Consider the following 18,947-nt stretch of genomic DNA (forward strand, 5'->3'; position numbering starts at 1 on the left):
TTTTTGTTGTAGTGACCGACCGGCTTACTGGGCTTTTTCGGCGGCCAGTTCTTCCAGGTCGATATAGCGATTGCCGATGCGTGGGTGCAGGCGGCCGCCATCGGCGCAACCCAGGACCACGACGATTTCGTCGGCACGCGGCGCGTCTTCGATCTGCATTTCCAGGGTGATGTAGTGCGAACGCAGGCCTTCATCGTCCTTGTGCATCATCGGGATCTGGATCGAAGTGCCCGGGCCGCCGCGCTTGTTGGTGAAGCTCAGGTAACTCTTGGCTTTCACCGCTTCGCGGTAGTGGTTGCCGAAGCGCAGGGTGTGGATCACCGCGGACGCGTGTTCGATTTCACCGTCGGCGCCGACCACGGCGGCCTTGCCGTACGCTTCGATCTTCTCGGCACCGCCGATGATGCCCACCAGGCGCTCGACCATCAGTGCGCCGAGGTCGGAGCAGTTGGCGCGGATTTGCGGCTTGAGGTCTTCAACGAAGCCGTTGCCCAGCCAAGGGTTCTTCATCACCACGGCGAGCCCGACCATGGTCACGGGCTTGTCGGTGGCCTTGCCGCCTTCAATGAAGGTTTCTTCGACATAGCTGACGATCTTGCGGATTTCGAAACTCATGAGCTGCTCCGTATCAGGGTGAAAGGTGTTTGTGCGTATGATGGTATACCATAATACCGGATGCGCAATAGCCTGATGGGAGTTTCTGGTCGGACGGTGATAAAAAGAGGGGAGGGCTGTGGTGCTGGCCGTGGCGGCTATTGTTTCTTGACTGTGTACATATCCATTTCTGCGGTAACGGCCACTTATGGTTTCGCCCTTACGGCGAGTCCCTTTTTCAAACGCCGGAGTGCCGGCCCAGCAAAAAGGAACCAAAAGGCTTTGCCCCACCACTCGGTGCCTCGCCTAGGCTCGGCATGCCGTAACGAAGGCATTGCTCCGTGGGTCGCCGCAATGGGCCATCCCTGGCCCAGCGCGGCTAAACCGGCGTCCTGCCGGTTTACCCACTGCGCAATGCCTGCGTTCGGCCATCGTGGTTAACGGGGCGCCCAATCTAAAGCCAAAGCGAGGCGGCCTGACAGCCGACCTGACTTTTACGGCTGTACCTGATCCCCTGTGGGAGCGAGCCTGCTCGCGATGGACGTCAACGATAACGCACCCTGTCTGGATGATCGCGTTGTCTGGACGTTCATCGCGAGCAGGCTCGCTCCCACAATAGGATCGCGGACAAGCCTGCAATCAGGTCGGCTGCCGGGCCGCCTCGCTCTTGCTTTGGCTTTTGATTTTCTTGTCCCATCGAGAGGCTTCGTTTCGGTTCTGCGCAGTGGGCAACCCAGCATGGATGCCGGGTTAGCCGCGCTGGGCCAAGGATGGCCCATCGCGGCGGGCCCTGTAGGAGCATGCTCGCTCCTACAGGCTCTTCAAAGTGACCCGCTGTAAGAGCGGAACCATAGGTGGCCGTTACCGCAGGAATGGATATGTACTCCGACAACAAACAATAGGTCGGCTGTCAGGCCCCTATGGCTGGGCCTCAAAGATGATCCGCATCGATCACCGCCTTGGCGAACGCCTGCGGATCTTCCTGCGGCAAGTTGTGGCCGATGCCGCCGCTGATCAGGCGGAATTCGTACTTGCCGGTAAAGCGCTTGGCGTAATCCTCGGGGGCCGGGTGCGGCGCGCCGTTGGCATCGCCTTCCAGGGTGATGGTCGGCACGCTGATGGAAGGCGCGGTGGCCAGTTTCTGCTCCAGCGCTTCGTATCGGCTCTCGCCCTGCACCAGGCCCAGGCGCCAGCGGTAGTTGAACACGGTGATGTCGACATGGTCGGGGTTGTCCAGCGCCTTGACGCTGCGGTTGAAGGTGGCGTCGTCGAAGGCCCATTTTGGCGAGGCCAGTTGCCAGATCAGCTTGGCGAAGTCATGGGTGTTTTTCTCGTAACCGGCGCGACCGCGGTCGGTGGCGAAGTAGAACTGGTACCACCACTGAAGCTCAGCCTTGGGCGGCAGCGGGTTCTTGCCGGCGGCCTGGTTGCCGATCAGATAGCCACTGACCGAGACCAGTGCCTTGACCCGTTCCGGCCACAGCGCCGACACGATGTCGGCTGAACGCGCGCCCCAATCATAGCCACCGAGCACGGCTTGCTTGATCTTCAGGGCGTCCATGAAGTCGATGACGTCGCTGGCCAGCGCGGCCGGTTGGCCATTGCGCAGGGTCTTGTCGGACAGGAAATGCGTATCGCCGTAGCCTCGCGCATAGGGCATCAACACGCGATAACCCCTGGCTGCCAACAAGGGCGCGACCTCGTCATAGCTGTGGATGTCGTACGGCCAACCGTGCAGCAGAATCACCACCGGTCCATCGGCCGGGCCCGTTTCGGCGTACGCCACGTTCAGCAGGCCGGCGTTGACATGCTTGAGCGGACCGAACGCCGACGTCGCCGCTTGCGTGACGCCAGCCGGGGTCGCGGCAGGCTGCGCGGTAGCGGACGTTTGCCCGTGCGCCGCACCCAGAACGCCAAACAGACTCAGCGCGAGGATCGAAGTGCCGACCAGACTGCGGCGGGGTTTACCGGTTTTGTCGTTCTGCTGTGCCATCTTCATGGTGAGTCTCCTTTGCAAGCCGCTGGCCAGGGGATCCGGCCGATCCCCTTCAAACCCTGCCTGCATTTGAGCGCGGTGACGTATCTGGCCTGTGTCGAAGGGCGGGACGGGTGCAAGCCCCTGTATCCCGCCGTTGTCCAGATACACAGTGATACACAGCGTCGATCAAGCCTGCGCTGCACTCACCTCGCCACTGACCGTGGACTTCCTGCGCACCGATTGATACAGCAGGCTGGACACCATGAAGCCAACGATCGCCAACCCGCTCATCAGGCTGAACACATAGTTATAGCCTTGCTGGCCGGGGAAGTGGTCGAGGATGGCGCCGTAGACCACGTAGGCGAACATGCCCGGTGCATAGCCGATCAGGCAGCCGATGCCGAAGGCCGAGCCGGTGATGTGCTTGGGGATGCCGACTTCACCCATGGGCGCCCAGAACACGCCACGCATGGAAAACACGATCAGCGCGAAGGACAGGGTGGCGGCCATGCCGGCATAGATGAAGCTCGGGCTTTTGGGAATCAGCAGGATGACGCCCATCAGCGGCAGCAGCGCCAGGAACGCCCACTTGAGGTAGCGGCTGGTGCTCTTGAACTGCTTGTCGGCGATGAAGCCGCCGGCAGGGCCGCCGAGGATCTTGAGGAAGTACTGGTTGATGATGCCGTAGGCGCCCACCAGTGCCACGGGCAGGCCGTACATTTCCTTGAGGTAGGGAATGAAATAGGTCAGGCCGCAGTAGACGATGTAGACCATGAACACATTGAGGCTGACCAGCCAGATGCCCGGCACCTTGATGGCTTCGTACAGGTTCGCCAGGCCGTTCCCAGGCTTGGCGGTCGGCTGTGTGCCGCCGCTTTTGAGCAGGAACCAGGTCAGGGTCCCGGCCAGGATGTCGATCACCGAGTAGAACAGGATCGCCGACTTCAAGCCGGCTTCGCCCGAGCCCATGGCGACGAACACGCCCAGGGCGCAGAAGGCCACCAGGGTATCGACGACACCACGCCCGCCTTCCAGCAGGCCGAACAACCGACCCTGTTCCTGATCGTCACCCAGGTTGCGGATGGCCTTGAGCAACGACGGCCAGAAGATGCAGTCGGCACACACCGCCAGCAGGCTGAACACGATCAGCAGGTTGCTGAAGGGCGGAAAGGTCGCCAGGTACAACCCCAGGCCACCGGTGCCGATCAGGCCGATGGGGATCAGCTTGCGGGTGTCATAGCGATCGGCGAGCAGGCCGCCGACCACGAACAGCGCGGTGGCGATGATCGCGTTTGCACTCAGCAACAGGCCGATTTCAGTGTGGCTCAAGCCCATGAATTCCTGCATGGGCACATAGAAGGCGTCCTTGAGGTTGGCCAGCTTGTAGATGGTGCCGCCACCAAGGATGAGTATCAGGAATCTGAGCCATTTGGCCTTGTTTTGAGTTGTCATTATTGTTCTCCGGGCGTAATCGGTTCGTAGCGTCGGGTTCAGGCTTGGGGGTTCTTTGCCAGGATTAGCTAGGCCAGGGTTAGCTCGGCCAGGGTGCGTAACTCGGCCAGCAGGCCGCGGACGTAGGCAACCTGGTTGTTCGCCCAGCGGTGTTCGTCGGCCAGCATTCGCTCCAGCGAGTAGCCGTCGGGCAGTGGCGTTTCACTCATTTCCCGGTAGGCAATGAAAGGGTCGGCCGCCTCGAGGGTCTGCCGGAACGCCGGGGCCACGTAGTGGTTTTCCTGCTCGAGGATGAAGGCGATCACCTGCGGGCTCGTTTCGCCAAGCATCAACAGTTCGAACAGCAGGCGGGCGCTGGGCAGGTCGTCTTCGGCGCTGCCCTGCAGTACGCCGTAATGCCCGAAGCCGTTTTGCTCGGGGACCACGCGCACGCCCTTGAGGTGCGCCTGGCGGATGTGCGGCGCCAGGTTGCGCAGCGCCTGCAGGGGTTGTTCGCAGGCATTGATCATGTTGCCGAAATCAAACAGGGCATGCAGGCGCGGGTGGTTAAGCCGGTTCAGCAGTTGTGCGATCTCGCCGCTCTTGAGCTCTTCATGCTGCTCGAAGTCGAAGTACAGGTCGTGCTCGTCTGCCTGCCGCGCGAGGTAGCGCAGATCGGTTTCGATCACGTCCAAGACCCGCGACAGCGTTCCCTCGTAGCGTGAGTAAACGCGGATGTTGCGCACACCCAGAGCGAGGGCGATGGCGATCACCTGGTCGACATCTTTTTTCAGCGTGCTGCTGATTTCCAGATGCACATCCAGTCCCAAGGCACGGGCCTTGTCGGCAAACACCTGCAGTTGCGCAGGTGTCATCTGGCTCAGGCTGTTGGCCTCGCCGTCGAGCAAGTGCAGGCTCAGGCCTTGCAGCTCGTGGCGATAGGCGAAGTCGAGCAGGTCGGCAGGGGTGACACGGCCGTGGGTGAGGTTGGTCAGTAGCGGGTAGGCGTGGGCAAACAGGCGCAGTTGCGCCAGTCGTTCGAGCAACTGCCGGGCCAGTGCGTCAGTCAGCACGGGCGCGGTGCCGTCCTCGACCACGTTGTGGCCCAGCAGGGCGTTGAATCGTTCCTGGATCTTATTGTTCATTCGAGTCGTTCCTGGTTCAGACACTGGGTCTTGCGACGCAGCCTTTATCGCGCCAGTCAGGAACTCTCGATAGATCCATTATCAGTTAATTGATAAGACCACTTGCCGTGCTTCAAGTGGCCTGCGTCAGGCACCCCATCGCGTCCAGGGCCCGGGCCAGCGCCGCGACGCGTTCCCGGGCCTGGTGTTCGGGGGTGCCGGCAAAACCGATCAGCAGGGCAGGCGGCAGGACGTGATCGATGCAGTAGTCGCTCAGGGCGTAGGTATGGATGTTGTGGTGCGCCAGTTGCTTGGCAATGGCGTCGTCATCGAGCGCCGGGGGTAGCCATGCGATCAGGTGCATGCCGGCGTCCACCGGGGTGACCCGCAAGAAGCCGCCGAGCTGTTGTTGCAGCTGCTCGACCAGGGCCTGCTGGCGAGCTTGGTACAACGCGCGCAGGCGGCGGATGTGCCCCAGGAAATGGCCTTCGACCATGAAGTCCGCCGTTGTCGCCTGCAGTAGGGTGGGCGGGCTGCGATCCATGACCGCGCGCAAGGTGCAGAAGGGTTCGACCAGGGCCTGGGGCAATATCACGTAGCCCAGTCGCAGCGAGGGGAAGAGCACTTTGCTGAACGTTCCGACGTAGATCACCCGGGCCATCTGGTCCATGGCATAGAGCGCGGGAAGGAGGCGGCCGCTGTAGCGCAGTTCACTGTCGCAATCGTCCTCGATGATCCAGCTCTGCTGGCGTGCAGCCCAATCGATCAGTGCCTGGCGTCGCGCATAACTGAGGGTCACGCCCAAGGGATGCTGGCGAGAGGGCGTGGTGAACACCAGCCGCGCATCAGGGCATTGGGCTAGGCCTTGCTGAACATCGATCCCCTGTTCATCGATGCGCAGCGGCACCACTTGCGCGCCCTGGGCCTGCAAGGCGATGCGCGCCGCGATGTGCCCCGGGTCCTCCATCCACACGCTGTCCTGCGGATTGAGCAGCAGCATGCCCAGCAGATTGAAGGCTTGCTGAGCGCCGGAAACGATCACCACTTGCCCGGCGTCACAGTCGATGCCGCGTGCGTCGATGCCGCGTGCGTCGAAGACGTACTCGGCAATGGCCGTGCGCAACGCCTGCAACCCTTGCAGTTCGCCATAACCGAGCATGGCCTTGGTCGGCTTGAGCAGGTGACGATTCATCAGACGCCGCCAGATCGCGTGCGGGAACGCGTCGTAGGTGCTGTGGCTGGGCAGGAACGAGGTCGGTGTCGCCGGGTCCCAGTCGGCATAGGACACCCCGCGAAAATGATCGCTGCGCAGCGATAGCATCGACTGGCTCAGGTCGGACAGGCGAGGGGGCTGGCGCGCTTGCCCGTCGTCGACAGTCGTGCGGCGCTCCCACTCGGTACCGACGTAGGTGCCGGCGCCGGTGCGCGAGGCCAGGAAACCTTCGGCGATCAACTGATCGAAGGCATTGAGGATGGTGATCCGCGACAACGCCAGTTCCTTGCTCAAGGTGCGGGTCGACGGCAGACGCACGCCCCCCTGGATCCGGCCACCGAGGATCTGCTTGCGAATCTGCAGATACAGCTGGCGGTACAAGGGGATGGCGCTGGCACGGTCCAGCTCGATGGCCGACAGCAACAAACCTGCGGGGGATTTCATGAAGCGCTCGTCTGGACGGAGTGTCGTGCTGTGCAGGGTAGCGAGCGGCACTGGATAAGTCATCCACCGCCGAGAGCGCCACGGCGAGCACTGTCATGAAATGAAAAGCCATTGTCGTCTGATGAGAAGCGGCTGTTTGGGCGGCATCCTACAGTCCAATCAGCGCAAATCGACGCAGCAGCCAATATTGCAGACTGGAGAATAAGAAAAATGGCCAAGGCCGTACGCTTCTACGAAACCGGTGGTCCCGAAGTCCTTCGCTATGAGGATGTCGAAGTCGGCGATCCAGGTCCCGGTCAGGTTCGTCTGCGTCATGTGGCGGTCGGCCTGAACTATGCCGACACCTACTTTCGCAACGGCACCTACCCGATCCCGATGCCCAACGGCATGGGGGTCGAGGCGTCCGGTGTGGTCCAGGCCATCGGCGAAGGCGTGAGCAACGTTCAGGTGGGGGACCGCGTTACCTATACCGGTTTCCTCAACACCCTTGGCGCCTACAGCACCGAACGGCTGATCGCGGCCGCGCCGCTGATCAAACTGCCGGAAACCATCAGCTTCGAAACCGCGGCGGCGATGACCATGCGTGGTCTGACGTCGTCGTACCTGATGCGTCGCATCTACGACTTCAAGGAAGGCGACAGCATCCTGTTGCACGCCGCCGCCGGTGGTGTCGGCCTGATCGTCTCGCAGTGGGCCAAGTTGCTCGGCCTGAACGTGATCGGCACCGTATCGACCGAGCAAAAGGCTGAAATCGCTCGGGCTCACGGTTGCGACCATACTATCAATTACAGCCATGAAGACGTCGCCGCGCGGGTTCGCGAATTGACCGACGGCGTCGGCGTCAACGTGGTGTTCGACAGCGTTGGCAAGAACACCTTCATGGGTTCGCTGGATTCGTTGAAACCCCGTGGCCTGATGGTCTGCGTGGGTACCGCATCCGGGCCGATCCCGGCGTTCGACCCGGTGATGCTGGCGATGAAAGGTTCGCTGTACCTGACCCGTCCAGCCCTGGCCAACTACATCAGCGACCCTGCGGAAAAAGCCGCCCTGGCCGGTGAGTTGTTCGACCACGTCGGCAGCGGCCGGATCAAGATCGAGATCAACCAGCACTACGCCTTGCAGGATGCGGTGCAGGCTCATCGCGATCTTGAGTCGCGCAAGACTACCGGCTCGTCGATTTTCGTCATTTAAGGAGCTGCCAGCCATGAAAGTCGAACAATTGACCTGCAGCATCGGCGCCGAACTGATCGGCGTGAACCTCGCCGACGCGGTGCATGACGACGGTCTGTTTGCCGAGATTCGTGCCCAGTTGCTCAAGCACCGCGTGGTGTTCCTGCGTGACCAGGACATCACCCGCGCCGAGCACGTGGCATTCGCCCGTCGCTTCGGCGAGCTGGAAGATCATCCGGTGGCCGGCAGCGATCCGGAGCATCCGGGGCTGGTGCGCATCTACAAGAATCCTGACCAGCCGATGGACCGCTACGAGAATGCCTGGCACACCGACGCCACCTGGCGCGAAGCACCGCCGATGGGTTGCGTGCTGCGCTGCGTGGAATGCCCGCCAGTGGGCGGCGACACCATGTGGACCAACATGGTCCAGGCCTATGCGAACTTGCCGGAAGACGTAAAGCTCAAGATCGCCGACCTGCGCGCCCGCCACAGCATCGAAGCGAGCTTCGGCGCGGCCATGCCGATCGAGAAGCGCCTGGCGCTCAAGGCGATGTACCCGGACGCCGAGCACCCGGTGGTGCGCACCCATCCGGAAACCGGTGAGAAGGTGCTGTTCGTCAACGCTTTCACCACTCACTTCAGCAACTACCACACCCCTGAGCGGGTGCGCTTCGGCCAGGACGCCAACCCTGGCGCCGGCGAGTTGCTGCGCTACCTGATCAGCCAGGCGTACATCCCTGAATATCAGGTGCGCTGGCGCTGGAAGCCCAACAGCATCGCCATCTGGGACAACCGCAGTACCCAGCACTACGCCGTCATGGACTACCCGCCGTGCCATCGCAAGATGGAGCGCGCCGGGATCATCGGCGACAAGACCTACTGATCGACCCTTTCTGCATACGCACTCGTAAACACGTCTGCCCGGCACGATCCCGGGTGGACGGGACAATCATAAGAACTGGAGTAACCCATGCAATTCTTCGACGATTCCCTGCACCCCGAAAACATGGAAAAAGTGGTCATCACCGTGGCCCCGTATGGCCCGGAATGGATGCCGGAAGACTTCCCGGAAGACATCCCGCTGACCATGGACGAGCAAGTCCAGAAAGCGGTCGATTGCTATGAAGCCGGCGCCACGGTCCTGCACCTGCATGTGCGTGAACTGGACGGCAAGGGCTCCAAGCGCCTGTCCAAGTTCAACGAGCTGATTGCCGGCGTGCGCGAAGCCGTGCCGGACATGATCATCCAGGTCGGCGGCTCGATTTCCTTCGCCCCGGAAAGCGATGGTGAAGCGGCCAAGTGGCTGTCCGACGACACTCGCCACATGCTGGCCGAGCTGACGCCGAAACCGGACCAGGTCACGGTGGCGATCAACACCACCCAGATGAACATCATGGAGCTGCTGTATCCGGAATACCTGGAAGGCACTTCCCTGGCTAACCCGATGGTCCAGGCTGCCTACAGCGAAATGACCGTGCCAGCGGGCCCTGCCTGGGTCGCCGAGCACCTCAAGCGCCTGATGGACAACGGTATCCAGCCGCATTTCCAGCTGACCGGCATGCACGCAATGGAAACCCTTGAGCGTCTGGTTCGCAGGGGTATCTACAAGGGCCCGTTGAACCTGACCTGGATCGGCATCGGCGGCGGTTTCGATGGCCCGAACCCGTTCAACTTCTTCAACTTCATCCACCGCGCGCCGGATGGCTGCACCCTGACCTCCGAATCGCTGCTCAAGAACGTCATGCCGTTCAACACCATGTCGATGGCCATGGGCATGCACCCACGCGTGGGCAATGAAGACACTATCATTGATCACAAGGGCGATCGTTTCGGCTCGGTGGCGCAGATCCAGCAAACCGTGCGTATCGCCCATGAACTGGGTCGCGAAATCGCCAGCGGCAAAGAAGCCCGCGAGATTTATCGCATCGGTGTGAAGTACGACAGCATCGAAGAAACCCTGTTGGCCAACGGAATGTCCCCCAACCGCAAGGCTGGGCAGAAGGGTGTGCCGCAACGCGGCTGACCCGTGGTCCGGACGAGAGGCCGTGACCTTTCGTCCGCACTGCAAAACGCTTGATAACAAAAATAAATAAAAGCTTTGAGGAGGCTGCATGGCCTTTCACCCAATCGCCGACGATGACGACTCCGGTTGCGTCAACGTTGCGCGTAAATATGCCTGGATTGTCTTCGCCCTGACGTTCGGCCTGTTGATTTCCGATTACATGTCACGCCAGGTGCTGAACGCGGTGTTCCCGCTGCTCAAGAGCGAATGGGCCCTGAGCGACGGTCAGCTTGGCCTGCTCAGTGGCATTGTCGCCCTGATGGTCGGCCTGCTGACATTTCCGCTGTCGCTGATGGCCGACCGCTTCGGCCGGGTCAAGAGCCTGGCGCTGATGGCGATGCTCTGGAGCGTGGCCACCCTGGGCTGTGCGTTGGCGCAGGATTACCAGCAAATGTTCATCGCGCGATTCATGGTTGGCGTTGGTGAAGCGGCCTACGGCAGCGTCGGCATCGCGGTGGTGATTTCGGTGTTTCCGAAACACATGCGGGCTACCCTGGCCAGCGCCTTCATGGCAGGCGGAATGTTCGGCTCGGTGTTGGGTATGGCGTTGGGCGGTGCTATCGCCGCCAAGCTCGGCTGGCGCTGGTCGTTCGCCGGCATGGCGCTGTTTGGCCTGCTGCTGGCGATGCTTTATCCGATCATCGTCAAGGAAGCGCGCATCGCTCCACAACGGGCTGCCAAGGCTGTCGCGGGGGCCAAGCGCCCGCTGCGTACGCTGTGGTCCAGCCGTTCGGTGGTGGCGACCTACGTCGGTAGCGGCTTGCAGCTGTTCGTCGGCGGCACGGTGATGGTGTGGATTCCCAGTTACCTCAATCGCTATTACGACATGCCCACGGACAAGGCTGGCGGCATGGCCGCGATCATCGTGTTGTGCAGCGGCACCGGGATGATCCTGTGCGGCATGCTCAGCGATCGGCTGTGCCGTAATTCGCCGGAGCGCAAGGTCAGCCTGGCCATCGCGTTTTGCCTGGGCAGTTGCCTGCTGCTGTCGGCGGCGTTCGCGCTATCGGCAGGGCCTTTGCAGCTGGCGCTGATCTGCCTGGGCATGCTGATTGCCACCGGTACCACCGGCCCCGCTGGCGCGATGGTTGCCAACCTGACCCATTACTCGGTCCATGGCACGGCCTTCGCCACGCTGACATTGGCCAACAACATGCTGGGACTGGCGCCGGGGCCGTTTATCACGGGGCGCGTGTCGGACCTGATCGGCCTGCATGCCGCTTTCCAACTGGTGCCACTGGTCAGCCTCGCGGCAGCGGCCGTGTTCTTTTACGCCAAGTGTCATTACCACAAAGATATTGCCCGCCTTCAGGGTCAGAGCGTGCCTGACCCCGTCAGTCAAGCCGGGTTAGAGGTGAAGTTGTGAGTCGTCGTCTACAAATTGATGTGTTTTTCGATTTTATCTGCCCCTGGTGCCTGATCGGCAAACGCCAATTGGAGCATGCGCAGGTACAGTTTCGCAGTCGCCATCCGGATGTGCAGATCAGCACCGTGTGGCATGGCGTGCAGTTGCTGCCTCAGTTGCCGGTAGAAGGGGAGCCCTTCGCCGATTTCTACCGCAAGCGCCTGGGCAATGCCGACGCCATGACCATGCGTCAGGCCCAGGTTCAGCAGGCAGCCGCGGCGGTTGGGCTGACCATCGACCTCAGCCAGATCGAGACGATGCCCAACACCGCAGACGCCCATCGCCTGTTCGAGCGGGCCAGCGCACTGGGCAATGCTGCTCAGCGTGAAATGCTGCTCGAGCGACTGTTCGCCGCTTATTTCCGCAAGCGCGAAAACCTCGGCTGCGGCGAGACCTTGCTCGCCATCGCCCGTTCCTGTGGCATCGATGCGGATGCGTTGCGCGATTGCCTTAAGGGCGACGCCACGCCCTTCAAGGGATCTCCCGGTGCGACCAGTGGCGTGCCGAGCTTTCAGTTCAACGGCCGCATGACGGTGATCGGTGCACAACCTGCCCAGGCGCTGCTCGGGGCCATGCACGAAGCACTCAAGGAACGTGAGCGCGAGCGGCAACCGGCATGACCCGGCGCATTCCCGTACCCGTCGGCAAACACCCGCAGGCCGGTGGCCGGGCGCTGTTCGAGTTCGAAGACAAGAGCCTGGCGTTGTTCAACGTCGACGGGCAGCTGTTTGCCATCGACGACAGCTGCCCGCACCAGGGCGCCTCGCTGTGTGGCGGGCGTCTTGATGGGCGGGTGATTCAATGTTGCGCCCATGGTTTGCGCTTCGATTTGCACAGCGGCTACCTGCTCAATTCCAGGCTGGTCAAAGTCAACAACTACCCGGTCGAGATCATCGACGGCCAGGCGTTCATCGTCATTGTTCCCGAGGAGGCCGCGCCATGAGCGCCATCGCTCTTACCCGCATCCATAGCCGCACGCGCGAATTGGCCCCGGGGTTTATCGTCAGTCTGATCGTCGCGGCCGCCGCGTCGTTTTTGTCCGAGCATTACGGTGCGCCCGTCATGCTGCTTGCCCTGCTGTTGGGCATGGCCCTGAATTTCCTCGCCGGTGACGGCGCCTGCAAGGCCGGCATCGAGTTCACCGCGCGCACCGTGTTGCGTATCGGCGTGGCGCTGCTGGGCATGCGCATCACCCTCGAACAGATGGCGGCGCTGGGCTGGAAACCGGTGGCTCTGGTGGTGATCCTGGTGGTGGTGACCATCGGCGTGTCGGTGATCGCGGCCAAAGCGCTGGGCTTCCAACGGTTGTTCGGCATGCTCACCGGTGGGGCCACGGCGATCTGTGGTGCATCGGCCGCGTTGGCGCTGGCGGCTGCGCTGCCTAACCATCCGCAGAAAGAACGCGCGACGTTGTTTACGGTGATCGGTGTCTCGGCGCTGTCGACGATGGCGATGATTGTCTACCCGATGATCGCCAACTGGCTGGAATTGTCGCCGCAGGTGGCCGGAGTGTTTCTCGGGGCGACCATCCACGACGTGGCCCAGGTGGTCGGCGCCGGCTACAGCATGTCCACCGAAACCGGTGACACGGCCACTGTGGTCAAGCTGATGCGCGTCGCCATGCTGCTGCCGGTGATCGTCACCGCCGCGATGATCACTCGTATGCAGGGCGCCGATCCCACCGGCAAACGACCACCGTTGCTGCCGTGGTTCGCCGTCGGTTTTCTGATACTGGCGTGCATCAACAGCACCGGATGGATAGCCCCGGTGGTGCAGGGTTCGGTCAATGAACTGTCGCGCTGGTGCCTGGTGGTATCCATCAGTGCCCTGGGCATGAAGACCCAGCTCAAGGAGCTGGCGGCGGTGGGTATCAAACCGATCCTGCTGATGGTGGGGGAGACGATGTTCCTCGTCGTGCTGGTGCTGTTGTTGCTGCACTGGGGCCTTTGACACCCGACGCAAAACGCTTTCTGGCAGAGGGCTGCACCGCGGTTGGCTCCTAGCTGCGGTGGTGTTCTCGACCGGTGTGAACAACACCGGTTTTTCACGGCGACTGTACCAGCAGTCGCCGTTTTTTTTGCCAGGGGTGAGCTCGTGCGCGAAGAACTAGAGGTCAGGCTTCCCACGTTATCGTTGATCTCCATCGGCGCCTCTACCAACGGTGATCCATGCCGCGTCAAAGCCTGTGGGAGATTGTTGTCTGAGTACATATCCATTGCTGCGGTAACGGCCACTTAGGGTTTCGCCCTTACGGCGAGTCCCTTTTTCAAACGCCAAAAAGGAACCAAAAGGCTTTGCCCCACCACTCGGTGCCTCGCTAGGGCTCGGCATGCCCTCACTCCGGCATTGCTCCGTGGGTCGCCGCGATGGGCCATCCTTGGCCCAGCGCGGCTAAACCGGCGTCCTGCCGGTTTACCCACTGCGCAATGCCTGCGTTCGGCCATCGTGGTTTAACGGGGCGCCCAAATCTAAAGCCAAAGCGAGGCGGCCTGACAGCCGACCTGATTTTACGGGTGTACCTGATCCCCTGTGGGAGCGCGGACAGACCTGCAATCAGGTCGGCTGTCAGGCCGCCTCGCTTTGGCTGTTGCTTTGGCTTTTGATTTTCTTGCCCCCTCGAGAGGCCGAGTGGAGGTTCTGCGCAGTGGGCAACCCGGCATGGATGCCGGGTTAGCCGCGCTGGGCCAAGGATGGCCCATCGCGGCGGGCTCTGTAGGAGCGAGCATGCTCGCGAAAAACCTGAGAGCACCGCGGGGTGTCAGGCTCCCCGCGTCATCGTTGACCTCCATCGCGAGCATGCTCGCTCCTACAGGCTCTTCCAAGTGACTCGCCGTAAGGGCGAAACCCTAAGTGGCCGTTACCGCAGGAATGGATATGTACACCTGAAAGATAATCATCGGATGCCAGGACGCCTTCGCCGGCAAGCCTGGCTCCTACAGGCTTTTCCAAGTGACTCGCCGTAAGGGCGAAACCCTAAGTGGCCGTTACCGCAGGAATGGATATGTACACCTGAAAGATAATCATCGGATGCCAGGACGCCTTCGCCGGCAAGCCTGGCTCCTACAGGCTTTTCCAAGTGACTCGCTGTAAGAGCGAAACCTTAGGTGGCCGTTACCGCAGGAATGGATATGTACACCTGAAAGAAATTGGTCGGCTGCCAGACCGCCATCGCGAGCAAGCTCGCTCCCACAGTAGATCGGGTACAGCCGCGAGAGATTGGTCGGCTGTAAGATCGCCATCGCGAGCAAGCTCGCTCCCACAGTAGATCGGGTACAGCCGCGAGAGATTGGTCGGCTATAAGATCGCCATCGCGAGCAAGCTCGCTCCCACAGTAGATCGGGTACAGCCGCGAGAGATTGGTCGGCTATAAGATCGCCATCGCGAGCAGGCTCACTCCCACAATAGAAGCGATATCAGTAGGACTTGGGTGGGGCAGCGTCCGTCGGGGCTTTTGCCGAACCCTGCTTTTGCGCGCGCCACGTCGCCGGCGGCATGCCGAACTGGCTGATGAACCACCGCGTAAACGAACTCGCCATTGAGTAGCCAAGCATGTCGGCAATGCGACTGAGCGAGTAATTCGGGTTGTCCAGATAACGCAGCACCAGGTCGCGGCGCACATCGTTGATCACATCGTTGAACGCACAGCCATCATCCTTGAGGCGACGCTGCAAGGTGCGCACGTTCATGCCCTGGCTCTGCGCGACTTGCTCGATGGTGGCGCGGCCCATGGGCAGCAGCAGGTAGATGGCCTTGCGCACTTCGAACAGCATCGAAGTGCCTTGATGGCTTTGCAACGAGTCGAGGTAGCTCTGGGCGTAGCGGGCCATGGCCGGGTCGGCATTGGGGTTGGTCATGTCCAGGCTGGCACCTGCGCAGACGATGCCGTTGAACTCACTGCCGAACTCCAGGGTGCAGCCGAACAGCCGACGGTGCAGCTGCAGGTTGTCGGGGGCCTGGTGGGTGAAATTGACGCTGTAGGGATGCCAGTGTGAGCCGAGGAGGGCGGCGCACAGGCGGAACATCACGCCGATGGCAAGCTCGGTGGCCTGTCGGCTGGGCGTCGGCGATTCGGTGACCACCTCTTCGCGAATGATCACCATCTTGCCGGCTTCTTCGATGAAGATCGCCAGCGAATCATTCATCAAGTGCCGGTAATGCACCACCACCTGCAAGGCATCACGCAGCGTGCGCTGATGGCTGAGCAGCAGGCTGACCACACCGAAGTCCGAGAGCTGGCGTGACTCGGCCATGCTCAGACCGAAGGTCTGGCAGCCACTGGCAGCGGCCGAATCCTCCAGCAGGCGCACGGCTGAATCAATGGGGATGCGGTGCTCAGGAGCCTGCAGCAGGGTCTTGGTCAAGCCGACGCCGGCCAACACATCGCGTGGGTTGAACCCCAGGTATTGAGTGACCTCCAGGTAGTTGGTCAAGACAGCGGCGCGAACAAGCTTGGTCATGCGAAGGTCTTTCCTGGGCCGATTGCGATTCAAAAAAGCGTGGCGACTATATCCAGCACATCAGCAATTGAACAGCTGTGAAGTGATCGAGATCACTCGCCCATTGCTGTCCGATTTACCACTGTTGCACAAGCCTCGTCGAGGCTCACCCATTGATTACAGTGACCCGCACAGAACCTGCATGGATTTTCGACCGGTGGTCGCACCGCGCCACCACCGGAACATTTGTCATGAAAAGAAAAGTGCCTGACGTCCAATGAAAAGCAGCTCGGGTGGGCGCTCTTTAATGTCAGTCCTACAAAAAGCCCCTGGCGACAGAGCCAGTCGAGTCATCGAGAAAGCGTAGGTGTTGAAGTGAACAAACTGCAAACTGCCGCAACCGTTCTGATCGTACCGGGCCTGCGCGAGCACGTTGCCGAACATTGGCAAACGCTGCTTGAAGCCAGGCTGAGCAAGGTACGCAGTGTGCCGCCGCTGGAAGCCGACAAGCTCGACTGCAACAAGCGCGTGCAAGCGATCCAGCACGCGCTGGAGCAGATCGACGGGCCGGTGATCCTGGTTGCCCATAGCGCCGGCGTACTGATGGTCGCGCACTGGGCTGCGCAGCACAGCCGGCCGATCAAGGGCGCGCTGCTGGCCGCTCCACCTGACCTCGATGCCCCTTGGCCGTCCAGCTACCCATCGCCAGAAACCCTGCGCACTCAGGGTTGGGACCCGCTACCCAAAGGCCCGCTGCCGTTTCGCAGCCTGGTGGCCGCCAGCACCAACGACCACCTCGCCAGCCTCGACGCCGTTACGCACATGGCCGACGGCTGGGGCAGCGAGCTGCTCAATCTGGGTGACGTGGGTCATCTCAATCCTGCTGCCGGGTATGGGCACTGGCCGCAAGCCGAAGCCCTCATCCTCGAGCTGGATCGCTAGTTCAGGCGCCGGTTGGCCCGCGCCATCCGGCATTCACCCTCACTCCTGAAAAACGTAAACCCCTGGAACAAGGGGTTACGCGGGGGCTGCTGCGCTTAAAACAAATACAAAAAGGCGGAGACAACGCAATGCACAACAACAAGAGTCACGGGTTCACCGCTTCACGCTACACCTTACTGGCCTCGGCCATTCTCGCGGCAACGGTGCCGATGGCCCATGCGGGCGAGATCGAGACGGGTAACCCGGACTGGAACGTTCGCCTGGATAACACCGTCAAGTACAACTACGGCGTACGCACCGAAAGCGCCGACAAGCGCATGTTGGCCACGCCCAACAACAACGACGGTGACTACAACTTCCGCAAGTCCGGCACCAACATCACCAACCGTGTCGACCTGCTGACCGAGATGGACGTGGTCTACCAGAACCACATGGGCTTTCGCGTCAGCGCCGCCAGCTGGTACGACAAGGCCTACGCGAACACCGGCTCCAATTCCAACCCGTTCGTTAACGGCAACGGTTCGACCTCGGACCTGATCGCCAACGACCCGCGCCTGGCCGGGGTCACCAGTGACAACGTCGGCAACGGCAGCCCGCACCTGAGCAACTATGCCCAGCGTTACTACAGCGGCCCGTCCGGCGAAATTCTCGATGCCTTCGTGTTCTACAGCACCGAAGTGGGCGAGGAGTCGCTGCTGAGCTTCAAGGCTGGCCAGCACAACGTGTTCTGGGGCGAGACCATTCTCAACCCGGTGCATTCGATCAGCTACGGCCAGTCCGGCCTGGACCTGGCCAAACTCGCCGCGTCGCCAGGCACTGAAGCCAAGGAACTATTTGTTCCACGCAACCAGCTGTCGATGACGTTCACCGTCAACCCGGAATTGACCGTGGGTGCCCAGTATTTCCTCGATTGGGATGCCGCGCGCTTGCCAGAAGCGGGCACCTACTACGGTGGTTCCGATCTGATCGGTTTCGGTGCGCAGTCGTTCCTGCTCGGCAACACCAACGGCGTGGTCCCGGGCAGCCCGCTGGGCTGTGGCCTGGCGCCGTGCAACGGCTTGACCAACGTGCGTCGCGGGCATGACCTGACCCCGGACAAGCGCGGCGACTGGGGCATCATGGCCAAGTGGTCGCCAGCCTGGCTGGACGGCACCCTCGGCGTCTACTACCGCGAAACCTCGGAAATCCTCCCGCAAGCCTGGCTGGATGCCCGAGGCCTGAGCTCGGCCAACCCCAACGGCACCCGTCCGGCCGGGCAGGTGCCCGCGGTAATCAATACGCTCAACTCGCTGAGCACCGCCACCTATCAAATGGCCTATGCCGACAACGTCAAGATCGTCGGTCTGAGCCTGTCCAAGGACGTCGGCGGGGTGAGCGTGGGTTCGGACCTGAACGTGCGGCACAACATGCCGCTGGCCAGTATTCCGGCGATCGTCAGCACCAACAGTCCGCTGGGCCTTGGCCAGGGTCTTGGCCTGTTGCCGGCGCGCACGCCCGGCACCGGTGTGATCTATGACACCCCGGAAAAGGGCGACAGCATGGCCGCCACCGGCGACACCCTGCACTGGACGGTCAACGGTCTGATGACCATGCCGAAAACCCCCGTGTTCGATTCGGCGACCCTGCTCGCCGAGTTGTACTACAGCAACTTGCTCAAGCTCGATAGCAAGAACGAGGCGCTCTACAAAGGCAAGGGCACCTACCACGGCATCGATCAGCCGACCCGGGACAACTGGGGCATCGCGGTCAACTTCACACCGACCTGGTACCAGGTGTTTCCCGGTGTCGACCTCAACGCACCGATGTCCATCAACCTCGGTCTCGATGGCGTGTCACCGGTCTCCGGTGGCGGTGCCAAGGACACCGGTAACTACGCAGTCGGCCTCGGGGCCGTTGTGTACAACAAATACTTCGTCGACCTCAAGTACGTGGACTCTTTCGGCAAGGCCGACAAGTGCAACGTCAGTGGTGTGAGCACCGGCCCGACTGGCGGTGACGGCGCTACGCCGAACGCTTTCAGCGGCAACGAAAACTACGCCTGTTACGCCGGTGGCTACTCGTCCTTTTCCGGAGGTGGTGCCACGACTGAGGACCGTGGTGCCGTGTACCTGACGATGAAAACAACCTTTTGATTCACCACTGATTTGC

Annotated in this window: 15 protein-coding genes; 9 read left to right on the forward strand and 6 right to left on the reverse strand. The window is 61.7% G+C overall.

The window, feature by feature from the left end; all coding sequences use genetic code 11:
- Positions 1–24: 24 nt before the first annotated feature.
- From ACA054_RS12065 to pdxR, 5 genes are all read right to left on the reverse strand, one after another.
- On the reverse strand, positions 25–615 hold the full coding sequence (locus ACA054_RS12065) for an amino acid synthesis family protein (protein ID WP_007978708.1): 591 nt from the start codon (positions 613–615) through the stop codon (positions 25–27).
- A gap of 910 nt (positions 616–1,525) precedes the next feature.
- Entirely contained in the window at positions 1,526–2,593 is a 1,068-nt protein-coding gene (locus tag ACA054_RS12070; RefSeq protein ID WP_497689574.1) for an alpha/beta fold hydrolase, read from the reverse strand.
- Positions 2,594–2,758: 165 nt separating this feature from the next.
- Positions 2,759–4,024: an MFS transporter gene (locus ACA054_RS12075; protein WP_497689575.1), complete on the reverse strand. Its 1,266-nt coding sequence runs from the start codon at positions 4,022–4,024 to the stop codon at positions 2,759–2,761.
- A gap of 68 nt (positions 4,025–4,092) precedes the next feature.
- Entirely contained in the window at positions 4,093–5,148 is a 1,056-nt protein-coding gene (locus ACA054_RS12080; RefSeq protein ID WP_497689576.1) for a sugar phosphate isomerase/epimerase family protein, read from the reverse strand.
- A 112-nt stretch (positions 5,149–5,260) separates the two neighbouring features.
- The gene (gene pdxR / locus ACA054_RS12085) at positions 5,261–6,784 is read right to left on the reverse strand and encodes a MocR-like pyridoxine biosynthesis transcription factor PdxR (protein WP_497689577.1); all 1,524 of its coding nucleotides are present in this window, start codon (positions 6,782–6,784) and stop codon (positions 5,261–5,263) included.
- A gap of 210 nt (positions 6,785–6,994) precedes the next feature.
- Here pdxR and ACA054_RS12090 point away from each other — a divergent pair, with 210 nt between their 5' ends.
- The 7 genes from ACA054_RS12090 (at position 6,995) to ACA054_RS12120 (ending at position 13,371) form a co-directional block, all read left to right on the forward strand.
- The gene (locus tag ACA054_RS12090; protein ID WP_497689578.1) at positions 6,995–7,975 is read left to right on the forward strand and encodes a quinone oxidoreductase family protein; all 981 of its coding nucleotides are present in this window, start codon (positions 6,995–6,997) and stop codon (positions 7,973–7,975) included.
- Between the two features lie 13 nt (positions 7,976–7,988).
- Positions 7,989–8,837, forward strand: coding sequence for a TauD/TfdA dioxygenase family protein (locus tag ACA054_RS12095; RefSeq protein WP_497689579.1), 849 nt, complete (start codon positions 7,989–7,991; stop codon positions 8,835–8,837).
- Between the two features lie 87 nt (positions 8,838–8,924).
- Complete coding sequence (locus ACA054_RS12100; RefSeq protein ID WP_497689580.1) at positions 8,925–9,977, forward strand: beta-keto acid cleavage family enzyme; 1,053 nt, start codon at positions 8,925–8,927, stop codon at positions 9,975–9,977.
- A gap of 88 nt (positions 9,978–10,065) precedes the next feature.
- Positions 10,066–11,382: an MFS transporter gene (locus ACA054_RS12105; protein ID WP_497689581.1), complete on the forward strand. Its 1,317-nt coding sequence runs from the start codon at positions 10,066–10,068 to the stop codon at positions 11,380–11,382.
- Positions 11,379–12,041 (forward strand): DsbA family oxidoreductase, encoded by a 663-nt coding sequence (locus tag ACA054_RS12110; RefSeq protein ID WP_497689582.1) that lies wholly within the window; start codon positions 11,379–11,381, stop codon positions 12,039–12,041. Before ACA054_RS12105 ends, ACA054_RS12110 begins: the two co-directional genes overlap by 4 nt.
- The gene (locus tag ACA054_RS12115) at positions 12,038–12,364 is read left to right on the forward strand and encodes a Rieske (2Fe-2S) protein (protein WP_497689583.1); all 327 of its coding nucleotides are present in this window, start codon (positions 12,038–12,040) and stop codon (positions 12,362–12,364) included. The genes ACA054_RS12110 and ACA054_RS12115 overlap by 4 nt, the downstream gene beginning before the upstream one ends.
- Positions 12,361–13,371 (forward strand): YeiH family protein, encoded by a 1,011-nt coding sequence (locus ACA054_RS12120; protein WP_497689584.1) that lies wholly within the window; start codon positions 12,361–12,363, stop codon positions 13,369–13,371. The genes ACA054_RS12115 and ACA054_RS12120 overlap by 4 nt, the downstream gene beginning before the upstream one ends.
- Before the next feature lie 1,463 nt (positions 13,372–14,834).
- Here the strand turns inward: ACA054_RS12120 and ACA054_RS12125 are convergent.
- Entirely contained in the window at positions 14,835–15,878 is a 1,044-nt protein-coding gene (locus ACA054_RS12125; RefSeq protein ID WP_497689585.1) for an AraC family transcriptional regulator, read from the reverse strand.
- A 354-nt stretch (positions 15,879–16,232) separates the two neighbouring features.
- Between ACA054_RS12125 and ACA054_RS12130 the strand changes: the two genes are divergently transcribed.
- Together ACA054_RS12130 and ACA054_RS12135 are read left to right on the forward strand one after the other, a co-directional pair.
- Positions 16,233–16,799, forward strand: coding sequence for an RBBP9/YdeN family alpha/beta hydrolase (locus ACA054_RS12130; RefSeq protein ID WP_497689586.1), 567 nt, complete (start codon positions 16,233–16,235; stop codon positions 16,797–16,799).
- Positions 16,800–16,927: 128 nt separating this feature from the next.
- Positions 16,928–18,931, forward strand: a complete 2,004-nt coding sequence (locus ACA054_RS12135) for a DUF1302 domain-containing protein (RefSeq protein ID WP_497689587.1) — start codon at positions 16,928–16,930, stop codon at positions 18,929–18,931.
- Positions 18,932–18,947: the final 16 nt, after the last annotated feature.

The organism is Pseudomonas sp. LBUM1653, from assembly GCF_059716115.1.

Bases quoted from the DNA above. Each gene is read 5' to 3' on its own strand.
- ACA054_RS12120 (WP_497689584.1), top strand. From the start codon at position 12,361: ATGAGCGCCATCGCTCTTACCCGCATCCATAGCCGCACGCGCGAATTG.
- ACA054_RS12090 (WP_497689578.1), top strand. From the start codon at position 6,995: ATGGCCAAGGCCGTACGCTTCTACGAAACCGGTGGTCCCGAAGTCCTT.
- ACA054_RS12105 (WP_497689581.1), top strand. From the start codon at position 10,066: ATGGCCTTTCACCCAATCGCCGACGATGACGACTCCGGTTGCGTCAAC.
- ACA054_RS12100 (WP_497689580.1), top strand. From the start codon at position 8,925: ATGCAATTCTTCGACGATTCCCTGCACCCCGAAAACATGGAAAAAGTG.
- pdxR (WP_497689577.1), bottom strand. From the start codon at position 6,784: ATGAAATCCCCCGCAGGTTTGTTGCTGTCGGCCATCGAGCTGGACCGT.
- ACA054_RS12070 (WP_497689574.1), bottom strand. From the start codon at position 2,593: ATGAAGATGGCACAGCAGAACGACAAAACCGGTAAACCCCGCCGCAGT.
- ACA054_RS12135 (WP_497689587.1), top strand. From the start codon at position 16,928: ATGCACAACAACAAGAGTCACGGGTTCACCGCTTCACGCTACACCTTA.
- ACA054_RS12095 (WP_497689579.1), top strand. From the start codon at position 7,989: ATGAAAGTCGAACAATTGACCTGCAGCATCGGCGCCGAACTGATCGGC.
- ACA054_RS12115 (WP_497689583.1), top strand. From the start codon at position 12,038: ATGACCCGGCGCATTCCCGTACCCGTCGGCAAACACCCGCAGGCCGGT.
- ACA054_RS12075 (WP_497689575.1), bottom strand. From the start codon at position 4,024: ATGACAACTCAAAACAAGGCCAAATGGCTCAGATTCCTGATACTCATC.
- ACA054_RS12080 (WP_497689576.1), bottom strand. From the start codon at position 5,148: ATGAACAATAAGATCCAGGAACGATTCAACGCCCTGCTGGGCCACAAC.
- ACA054_RS12065 (WP_007978708.1), bottom strand. From the start codon at position 615: ATGAGTTTCGAAATCCGCAAGATCGTCAGCTATGTCGAAGAAACCTTC.
- ACA054_RS12125 (WP_497689585.1), bottom strand. From the start codon at position 15,878: ATGACCAAGCTTGTTCGCGCCGCTGTCTTGACCAACTACCTGGAGGTC.